Annotated in this window: 11 protein-coding genes and 1 pseudogene; all 12 read right to left on the bottom strand. The window is 46.6% G+C overall.

Going from position 1 to position 10,431, the window contains the following annotated elements; genetic code table 11:
• Nucleotides 1-652, bottom strand: a 652-nt coding sequence (locus HMPREF1323_RS06925; protein ID WP_009433427.1) for a hypothetical protein, incomplete at its 3' end; no start/stop codon positions are given.
• Nucleotides 653-737: 85 nt separating this feature from the next.
• The gene (locus HMPREF1323_RS09030; RefSeq protein WP_052312366.1) at nt 738-1,208 is read right to left on the bottom strand and encodes a hypothetical protein; all 471 of its coding nucleotides are present in this window, start codon (nt 1,206-1,208) and stop codon (nt 738-740) included.
• Nucleotide 1,209: 1 nt separating this feature from the next.
• A complete protein-coding gene (locus tag HMPREF1323_RS06915; RefSeq protein ID WP_044124192.1) occupies nt 1,210-1,689 on the bottom strand; it encodes a hypothetical protein in 480 nt (159 codons plus the stop codon).
• A 271-nt stretch (nt 1,690-1,960) separates the two neighbouring features.
• Nucleotides 1,961-2,728: a hypothetical protein gene (locus HMPREF1323_RS06910; RefSeq protein WP_009433423.1), complete on the bottom strand. Its 768-nt coding sequence runs from the start codon at nt 2,726-2,728 to the stop codon at nt 1,961-1,963.
• A gap of 6 nt (nt 2,729-2,734) precedes the next feature.
• Nucleotides 2,735-3,421 carry a hypothetical protein gene (locus HMPREF1323_RS06905; protein WP_044124191.1) on the bottom strand — a complete coding sequence of 229 codons (687 nt, stop codon included), beginning with the start codon at nt 3,419-3,421 and terminating at the stop codon, nt 2,735-2,737.
• A 401-nt stretch (nt 3,422-3,822) separates the two neighbouring features.
• Complete coding sequence (locus HMPREF1323_RS06895; protein ID WP_009433430.1) at nt 3,823-4,989, bottom strand: hypothetical protein; 1,167 nt, start codon at nt 4,987-4,989, stop codon at nt 3,823-3,825.
• Nucleotides 4,990-5,432: 443 nt separating this feature from the next.
• Complete coding sequence (locus tag HMPREF1323_RS06890) at nt 5,433-6,101, bottom strand: hypothetical protein (RefSeq protein WP_044124189.1); 669 nt, start codon at nt 6,099-6,101, stop codon at nt 5,433-5,435.
• Entirely contained in the window at nt 6,098-6,292 is a 195-nt protein-coding gene (locus tag HMPREF1323_RS09205) for a hypothetical protein (RefSeq protein ID WP_156795225.1), read from the bottom strand. The genes HMPREF1323_RS06890 and HMPREF1323_RS09205 overlap by 4 nt, the downstream gene beginning before the upstream one ends.
• Before the next feature lie 121 nt (nt 6,293-6,413).
• On the bottom strand, nt 6,414-6,770 hold the full coding sequence (locus tag HMPREF1323_RS06880) for a hypothetical protein (protein ID WP_156795224.1): 357 nt from the start codon (nt 6,768-6,770) through the stop codon (nt 6,414-6,416).
• 261 nt (nt 6,771-7,031) lie between these two features.
• Nucleotides 7,032-8,330: pseudogene (locus HMPREF1323_RS06875) on the bottom strand (tyrosine-type recombinase/integrase).
• Between the two features lie 829 nt (nt 8,331-9,159).
• Nucleotides 9,160-9,606, bottom strand: coding sequence for a YhcH/YjgK/YiaL family protein (locus HMPREF1323_RS06870; protein ID WP_009433431.1), 447 nt, complete (start codon nt 9,604-9,606; stop codon nt 9,160-9,162).
• 30 nt (nt 9,607-9,636) lie between these two features.
• Nucleotides 9,637-10,431, bottom strand: a 795-nt coding sequence (locus tag HMPREF1323_RS06865; RefSeq protein WP_009433428.1) for an MFS transporter, incomplete at its 5' end; no start/stop codon positions are given.

The raw sequence follows: 10,431 nt of genomic DNA, 5'->3' as shown, positions 1-10,431 counted from the left end.
CATACTTTTTGTACTCTCGTGAGGCATCATTCTCCCACAATACCTTGCCTGATGGCACCTCCACGCACAGCACCCGCTTCGTTCCCTTAGTCCCTATCTCCCAGAACCAGACAATAATCACCTTGTCCTTATAGGGGTAAACTTGGCTGATATAAGCATCAGGATGGTCTAATTCCCAAAGCACAGCTCCAGTAGCAAGCTCGATGAGCTGACAAGAGCTTTTTTTATGTCTTCCTATGGGGCACCATAGGAGAGCATAGTCCCCAAACTGCTCAACGAGTCTATAGGGATATGATCTAGTCCATAACACCTTCCCATTTTGAATGTGTCTATAGACGTGATCGCCTGTTTCTTCATCCCATTTGTTCATTATATAGAAATGGGGGAGTTCTCCTATCACAGGATATCCTACAGCTTCATCTACTTGTAGCTGTAGCTTAATCCCATTGGAAGTAATCTCGTAGATGTCTCCACCAGGAATCATAGCCGCAAATACCCCTCCTCTCAAGCCTGGCTCAAGGAAAAGCTCTTTCTTCGAAATTTCAACCCCATTCAGTTCTGTGCTTTCTCCACGAAACCACATAATGCCTAGAGGACTGTTCCGTATGTATTCAGCTCCTCTTATGATCTCTCGTACTTCTTTTATCTTCATAATCTATTTTACTACAAACACTCTACAACCATATCAGCGACATAGGGCCCTGTACTCAATCGTTCTGTAACTTCAAAGCTACTTGCTATATCATTTGCCAAGGCTCTAATACTCCCCCCTCCTCTGCGAACCAACGGAAATACATTGTAAGTGAATCGGCATCTTCATCATCTAAGAGTTTATCATAACTCACTGTAGAGTTAAGCTTACCTGTCTTTGCCTCATAGGTTATCCTTAGACTAGAGGGAACCTCTCGCTCATCATCTTGAAAGCTTGCTCGTATTTTCTGAGCGATCGCATTACCATTCGAATTCAACCACCTCTGATTCTCATCAGAGACATCAATTTGTTTTGTGGTCACATATTCATTAAGCTTATGCTTAAGCGACAGGCACCCGTTAATCCTGAAAAACACCAAGTATTGCACTGATCGTTCAAGAGAGATGTAGATATAGATACAGTCTATATCCAAACTATACCCCGTATACTCCAATGCGTTGTGTAGTGCATCTTCTATGAGATGCGCAAAATTCTTATCGAACTCCTTTGTTGCCATATTAATTGTTAGGGATGATTACTTTCTCACATGGTTCTCCATCAATTTTGTAATCTAGCTTGAAACCACTAGGCCTAAATCTCCGCACTCCTAGTAATACAATCATAGTTTCAGGTCCTCTTGAATTATCGCCAGGAAGAAGTCCAAAGTAGAATACGTACTTACACATTACAACAACAAAAGGCGTTACCATAACATTTGCTATTTCCATTCTATACGATATATACCCCGTTTTAGGATACACGGTCCTTTTTAGAAGCCTTAGCTTGTTCGCAATAGAATCGATTCCTTTTAATGGGACTCCCTTGTTATTAGGATATGTCAATCCAAAAGCAACAAACTTCTCAGATTTATTCTCTTTGTATATGTATATATGCTCTACGGTGTCGTGAATCTTTATACAGACAAAATCCTCTCGATGGAAAGGTTGTGGTTGATTTAGCTCTAAAACACTCTTTCCGTTTACTGAAACTTCCACCATCTCATTTTCATTTAATTGCGAACTTCTATTTTCCCACCTTAATCAGTTCTTCGATATCTTCAGTGAACATAATTTGAGTACCTAGCTCTGGTTGATTAAACCAAGGTATAATAGAGCCTTGTGATTTGTACCCTTTTTCTGTATCCGAAAGCAACGAGAGAGGGATACACCTGAAATTACCTATAAGATAAAAGCTATATAGCTTTCAGAGTATTCCTATATAGGATTGAGTCGATTACTATATAGCTTCCACCCGATTACTATATAGCTTTCACTTCATTCCTATATAGCTTTTGATGTATTCCCATATAGCTTTGAGCGAGAAAGCAGAATGAAAGCGAGAAGGTACAGTGAAAGAATGTGCTGACACATCAGTACTATAAGCTTTCCACCGTGGCAATTTCTCCTTTAACACTCGGTAGCTGATACGCCACGCAGCATCTGGGACGAGCTCTCTACTTTCAAAGATTTGGTCACTCTGGCGCAACTTGTCTGGAAGAAGTTCAGGACTCATCAGCTGGTAGAAGATCAGACCTCGGAACATAGCTTCTGGTGGAGAACCATTGAAAGCCATTGCCCAGAAATCTCGATACTCCAGTTCTTCAATAATGTTGCTGGGGGTCGAGTATTCCTCCTCGAAGCTCTCTAACTCTTGCTCGATATACCGAAAGGTCTCAAGCCCAAGTAAAGCCGCTGACTCTACCGTCGGAGAGGCCTCCATTCGCTTTTGGAGCTTAGTCATGGCTTCGGATAGCTCGCCCATAAATGTACCTGAAGAGATACTGAACTGTAGTTTGTCTGGGTAATCAATCTCCTGCATGATCTTCTCCACGGCATCAAACGATACCTGAGGGGGGCTTACTCTGATAAGACCAGTACCCTCGTGGACACTAAAGGAAAAGATGAAATGCCCATACTCAAACGGCTTAAGGAAGGCGAATGTCTCGCCGTCTCTCTTCTTCGTTGTATAGCCATGCCGGATAAGCGCCTGGGCAAAGAACTTATAAAATCCCGCAAGATTATCTTCGTACCTGCTCATATCTTCTTATAGATTGTACTTGGGCTCGATCGTTGGGAGTACCTCGGCCTTTAGCTTCTCGTAGTAGGGAAGCCACTTGTTATTTGTCCCATCATAAAGATACTTCTCGCAGAACCTAACTTTGCTCTCGAAGTTAGATTCTGGATCATTACACAGCTTAGCAATGATTAGGCCTCGGAAGAAAGCATCCAAGGTCCCTGAGAGGATCCCTTGTGCGCCATTTTGCCAAGATAGCCCTTGGCTTATGAGTTCATCCATACGCTTGAGGACATTCGGCAGATAGGAGTAGTGCTGTACGAAGTCTGCACCTTCACCATTGATATAGCCGAGATACCAGTTGCAGTAATCCTCTATCTGCTCCTCGGTATCCATATCTGCTGTGTCATATTCATCAACAAAAGTACTATGCCTTATCGTTGGGGTTAATATCGTCCCCCTATGCATTTGCCAAGGGAAGGGATAGTTCTCATCCTTGACCCTCTGGAGTATCAGCTCTACCTCGTCATGGGTAACCATGACCCCTCTCGAGTTGATCCACCCCAAGTTGAGGAAAACGATTGTCCATGCAACGGTTACTCCGTCTTGGGGTAGATAGTATCGTATACCATCGGCTATTCGAGCCCTATATCCTCTCGGCTTCAAGACCGCATCGATGCGCTCTAGGGTGAGCTTCTTTCTTTCTGACTTTAGCATGATCTATATATTATATTGGGGTTCAATGGTTGGGAGCACCTCGGCCTTTAGCTTTTCGTAGTAGGGAAGCCACTTGTCATATCGGTCTTCTGAGAAAACTTGATCATACTCCTATAGCTTTTCTCTTGGGATCCCCCCAAGCCCTAAGAGTTTATCCTCCCTTGAGTAAGAATAGATTCCTCGAGCCAAATGAATAAGCGTGCCTGGGTGAACAAACGCTGCAAGACTTTCAAGACACTTGTGCCTTCTCCGAGGGAGAGAAAGTTCACAGGAAAGACTATGGCACCCCTTCCGCACATTGATACGCTCTTAATAATCTGGTCATCAATATCCTCCATGCATACACAAGGGGTCATCTGTCGCAAAACTATATGTTTTTCACGACAGAATAATCTTCGCGACTACCTCCCCGCGGTGGGAGCGGTGGCACAAGCGGCGGAGGCGGTCGCTTCGCTCTGCGGGCGCACCTGCGCCTTTAGCCGCCATTGCTTTTGGTAGATATGTAGGGTATTGCTGTTGTCCAAGACGTAGATCTTGTTTCCAGCATAGTACACGGGGCGGGTAATGACCAGATGAAGTCCCTTTGCTCTTTTCTCTTTGGGGGTGACTTCATCCGTCCACAGCAACTTACGAGCCTTTAGGTCAAAGACACCAGCCCACCCCGTGCCATAAGATTCGTACGGGCGCTCGGCAATGAATGTAAAGTAGTCCCCTTGGAGTCGTGCGGCATCGAAATACTCGAAAGCCCCGATCCCTTGCGGATCAACCTCCGAAAAGGAATAGCCTTCGATGATCTTGGCTGTAGCAGCATCAAGGATCTGCACCCCCAAATTGCTGATTAATACGATGGTTTTTTCAGCTTCACGAAAGAAGCACCACCCCAAGCCATCTAAAACGGTGTAGTTGGAATGATCTTCATCAAACCAGCCTCCAGAGAACAGATGCACGGGCTTACCCGTCTCCAGATCCAGAGCTATAAGTCGGAACCAACGGGTGCAGATCCAGAGCAGACCTTGTGCTATCCCCAGCACCTTATCCAGTTTATCGTGGTTATCGTAGTCGTCAGGTTCATCGCGACTACTTTCGCACAGGGGTAAGTCAAAGGTCCAAAGCACCTCGCCAGAGTAGTTTAAACGACTGAGCTTATACTCGAAGATCTTATAACCGATAACCTCCTCACCCACTTTATACAAGCTATAAGGGACGTTTTGCGCTAAGAGAGGTTGCCCGTCTGAGATCGAAAGGATATTCTCACTCGCCTCAAAGGTCTTAGGGTCGCGAATATGATACCCAATGTAACCGCCTATATTCCCATCAAGAAGGAAGACCTTCTTCTCAAATACCTTGAGCAGCGTGTGCCCCGAATAGAGCTCAAAGCACCCACAACCATACCACACATAGACGTATTCGCCTACAGAAACGATATCGAGAGCAGGCTCCTCTTTCTCAAGCAAGACACCATCAATATAGAGGTAGCCCCGCCCATTCTCCTCGTAGGAATAGTCTCCCGTGACGGGGTTAACGCCCTTCACATTCTTGATTTGGGCGATCTCTTTGTAGGCTATCATTGTCGTCTGAATAAGCTATTTCCTTTGGGGGGGATGGGGGAGTTTGCTGTCAAAGTTAGCCCTTTCAGCGGGGAGTACAGCGGAGTACAGAGGCGCGGTAGCATGCCGGCTTGCGGAGGAGGGGATGCAAACCACTACTCGTTCGTAGTACAAACTAATAGTGGTACGGGGTGCAAACCTATATTGGTTCACGAGTCAACCAATAGTGGTCGGTGGTAGTAACCTATAGTGGTTCGCGCCTCGACCAATACTGGTCGCCCCGCTGACCTATATAGGTTGTGACTACCCACCCACAGAGGGGGCGGTGACACCTCACGATTCTCCTAGGACAAGCAGGCTCTTTGTAGGCTATCATTGTCGTCTGAATAAGCTGTTCCCTTCGGGTGATGATGGGGTAGCTGGCGTGCTCCCGCTCGCACACCAGCCGTCGGCTTATGAAGCGCCTACTTCGTGGGGTGCTCGTAGCGGTCGATGTCTCGCTGGAGGTGCTCGCGGAAGGCGGGGAACTCCTTGTCCGTGTACTCGAGGATGCGCTCCCGCGCCAGCTGGGGGATGCGGTCCAGACGAATGAGCTGGTCGTACTCACCGAACTTCGGATAGTCCACCCAAAGCTTCTCCAGCTCCTCCGCAGAGATCGGGGGATAGTCCGTGCGGATCTCCTCATAAGTCCCATCATACGACTCCCCTTGGTAGAGGAGAGACGAGTAGTCACCTTGTTTAGTATATCTGAAGTCTATACGTATCTTCTTCTCTGTCGTCCCAGGGTAATATTCGAATAAGGTGATGACTTTTAGGAAGAGTTTCCCACTATGCTCATCTTCCCTATACTCATATAGCAAATAGTCTTCGTATTTATCTCCGAGGAAGTCAAGTCCGAAGTATCCGACGTTGGACTCCATCGCGCAGTAGGGGCTACCATCATCGTTGAGGATCGTGGCGAAGTAAACCGTCTGCCTCTCGTGGGCTTCGCGCGAAGCCAGCTCCAGCAGACCCTCCTGCTTCTTACGACGTGAGTAACGCGTCTTGTTGTAGCGATCCAGATTATACAAAGAATCCTCTTCACTTTGTAAGCACTCATAGGGAGCGTTCCAAGCTCTTAATGTTAGTTTCATTTCTTTATTCTATATATCGTTCCTTCGGTATCTCTAATCTTGATCTTCTCCTTCGCTGCATAGCGTAATACGTTCTCGGGTACTGGCTCCTCTTGCACAGGCACCTCAAGGATCATCTGGCCACGAAGGGTTTTCCCCTCCATTCGCTTCAAAAATCCCAGCATTAGCTCCCACTCTATTAGAGGGAACATCTGCGATCACCGACCCTGGCGAGTACTTAGCCTCAAGCTCTTTCAAGTAACGGATTGCTATCTCTTCGGGGATTCTCCTGAGCTGTGTACGCCCGTAACAAACACCTTTTCTACTAGAGGATCATAAATGCTCTTTCTTTATTCTAATAAGGTTACTTCCGAATGAATATCCGTAGGCCTTAATAAAGAATAATCGAGCATAAATTGTATAACTCGGCAACTCACCCGGAATAATAGCGACGTAAGTAAATTCCCCAAATGCAGCCTCCCTTCTTATAACACTACTACAATCCAATACGACGTTGTCAATCAAAATATCGTCTTTAAAATACTTCGAATAAGGCAATGAGTCGGCAGCCTCCCTTCCCAACAACCGCAAGTAAGAAGAGCCATCAAATTCCTCCAAGGGAATATCGCTTTTCAGGAATATATAAGTCTCATTTTTTGAGCGGTCAAACCATGTGGTCTCAAATTCCAAAGTAGGAGCATCAAGGAGATTAAAGTATAATCTAAAAGATGTAAAACACCATAGATAGAACCCTACAAGAGCCACAAAGAGGATCACTACAGTTATAGCAATCGCCTTACAAACGAACCGCATTCTCATATCATTTACCTTGAATTAAATATAGTGCATAGGGTGCAAACCAATAGTGGTTCACAAGTCAATCAATAAATGGAGATCCAACTTCATAAAAACCGATACCGAGAGCTAGGCTTGGATGCAGTCTGATCCAGCTCATAATTGATTGAACTTACTCATGGCATTAGCCTTAATGTCGTCCGCAATGTCGATGTAGGGCTTCATCGCCTTGTAGTCACTGTGCCCCGTCCATTTCATCACAACTTGAGGAGGAATACCCAAGGCAAGGGCATTACAGATAAAGGTGCGTCGGCCAGCATGCGTACCGAGCAGAGCATACTTAGGAGTAACGTCATCGATGCGCACGTTCCCTTTGTAGTAGGTCTGGCGGATAGGTTCGTTGATACCAGCAAGTTCGGCAAGCTCCTTGAGGTACTCATTCATCTTCTGGTTAGTGATCACGGGCAGTGCCTTGTCGTGCTCAAATACCACATCCTGATACTTCTCCAAGATAGCTTTGCTGTGCTTGTTGAGCTCGATGACCAGACTGTCAGAAGTCTTAATCGTAGTGACTTCGATATGATCTTCCTTGATGTCGCTTCTTCTGAGATTGTAGACATCCGAGTATCGCAGTCCAGTGAAGCACTAGAAGAGGAAGACATCCCGCACACGATCAAGTGACTGCTTAGCTGGAGGGATCTCGAATTCACGAAGCCTTGTCAGCTCCTCCCAAGTCAAGAAGATGATCTTCTTCTGCGTATCCTTGAGCTTGGGTCTGAAGGTATCGTAAGCATTATTCCCATGCATTCCCTGGCCGAAGCTCCAACGTAGAAACCACTTCAAGAAGCTGAGTTGCTTCCCGATCGTGCTATTGCGCATCTCGCGGACTTCCCGCAGGTAACGGACATACTCCGTCAGACCAGCCTCATTGAAGAAGGAGAAGCTAAGGTCAGCTCGGAAGGCTCTGAGGTGATTCTTCACCGCAGCAAACTTCTCGTAGGTAGCGTGCGTCCAGTCATTCTGTCGGCCACAGACACGTACGAACTCATCAAAGGCCTTATAAAAGTCGTTTGAAGGATCGGGCTTATCGGAGGTCCGTTCCACCTGTACTTCGTCAGACCTATGGCGGGCATTGAAGGCGCTCTTAACATCAGCAGGGCTTGGCATAACCTCGGCCACTTCAAAGCGCTTGAAGATCTCTTGTATCTCGGTGTAGTAACCCAAGAGTGCAGCGTTGATCTCTGAGGCTGATTGCTTAAGCTTGTTTGTGCATCCGTTCTTTACTCGTTGCTTGTCCGCATCCCATTTAGCCACATCGATACGATAGCCCGTAGTGAACTCTATCCGCTGGGAAGCAAAATTCACTCGCATACGGATAGGGACGTTCTCCACGATCAGGACACCGTCCTTCTTCCGGCTCTCCAGAGCAAAGATGATATTGCGCTTGATATTCATAACGCTTGGGTGTATGGTTTATACACCCAAAGATACACCCAAGTATGGATATAACAAGGGAAATCCTATGATATCCCATTTTAATCAAAATCCTACATATATGTTGATAAACAGCATATTGACATCAAACAAGCATCTATGATGGTTCAAGAGAAAGAGCCTCTCTCTCCGCTGAAAATGAAAGGGTGCAAATCACTAGTGATTTGCACCCTTTGCTATTTACCCGAGGAAAGAAAAAAGGGAAGCCCATTATAAACGCAAAGAGACCCGCTTTCGCGGGTCTCCGTAATTGGTGGCAGGCTAAGGACTATCACTATGTCATGAGAATGCTTCATCTCGAGCACAATGGTCTTTACCTGCCATAGTCCCAAAGCCCACCATTATATAATCACTCATAGGCCAGACCTCCTTTCTAATAAAACTATAGATTGTTATACAATCCGCGGTTATACTAACTAGAGGCAGGATAGGAGCAATTATACTCAAGATTGAAGCCATCCCCAACAAAGTGCAGATGATTCACCACAAAGATATATCTTTTGAGAGAAGAATCAGAGAGTACCTCCCCATACTGCGAGCCACCCGACGCGATTTCGAAGAAGCATGCGTCGGGTGGCTCCGTTGGTTAGTACTTAGCGGGAGACTTAGATGCCTACGTGACTGCCGTTGTCAGGCGAAGACGAAGCACCGCCACCTCCTCCCTACCCAAAAGCATCATAGCCGAAGCAACGATGTCGGTTCGGCTATGACACTCTTCTACAATCGAACTTCCGATTAGAAGATCGCTATGGTAAGAGTCTAATGAGAGGAATAGCAGCGTCTTTAGAGTCTAGATCTTGACCTTGACTATGAGCTTGCGAATCTTCCCTTCACCAATAAGAGGAGCATGTGCATCTTCAGGCCATACGATAGCGAATTGACCAGGGAAAAGCTTGATCGGTGTCGAACATTCATCTCCGTAAAGAGCACAGTCATCAGACTCTGAGTATTCCTTTCGCTCATCTTTGGCATCGCAAAGAGGCTTCCACCCGATGATCTCTTCACCCTCCAGCAAGATGTGAATATCAATGTATTGACGGTGGACCTCTAATACCTGCTGGTCGATGGCGACACATTCAGGATCGACGTTGTTGATAAACAGATCATCGCCCTCCAGCTCGATCCGCCCGCATGGGGTGTTCAGCAGGTCATGGGTCTTCACATAATCGAATGCTCTCTTAAAAAGAGGGTGCAGCATCTCGATTCGCTCACTATACTTGAGATCAGATAGTATCATGTTCTTCTGTTAGTATGTTATTGGTTGATATTACTCCTTGTCATCGGTCTGGGGACGCAGGCTGTAGAGCTGGATCACGACGGCGAAAGCAACGACAGCGGCAAGAAGAGCAAAGCCCATCCCGAGATTGCCGTCATCACTCCAAGACCCTAATGCGGAGGTAATCATTGCCCCCGCAAAGACCCCCACCATATTCATCACACCATAAGCTGTAGCACGCTGACGCACACTCACGAACTGGCATAGGATGGGCATATTGTTCGCATCAAACATCCCAAAGCCGATCCCAAACAAGACCCCAGCACTGAGCACCTCGAAGATACTATCACCAAAGCCTAAGAGCAGCAGCGAGGGTATGGTCAGAGATAAGCCAATGGCACCTGTATAGATACGACCCTTGATATTCTTGCGAACCCATCTATCCGAGAGAATCCCCCCAAACACGACCCCCACGAACGAGGAGAATGCTATCGTGATGGTAGCCATGGGACCAGCCTGTGCCATGGGTAGCCCTAAACTCTCGGCAAAGAGGGTGGGAAGCCAGTTCTTGGTTGCCCAGCCAGGTAGACTAGGAATAGCAAAATAGAGGAGGATGACCCAAAACGCAGGATTTGTAAATAGTGACTTGAGGCTAAGCAAGACATTAGCTCGGGGCTTTTTCTGAGTATCCTCCTTCGCTTCTTCGGGGGCTACTCGCTTCTTGTCCTTGAGGAATACCGCCAGAACAAACGCATAGACAATACCGATGATACCAAACCAGTGGAAGGTCGCATGCCAAGAATAGGCTGCAGCCAGCGTAGCTCCAAACCCGCCGATGGCTTGTCC

The organism is Porphyromonas sp. oral taxon 279 str. F0450, assembly GCF_000292995.1.
GTDB lineage: Bacteria > Bacteroidota > Bacteroidia > Bacteroidales > Porphyromonadaceae > Porphyromonas > Porphyromonas pasteri.
This window is presented reverse-complemented; position numbering and strand designations above follow the sequence as displayed.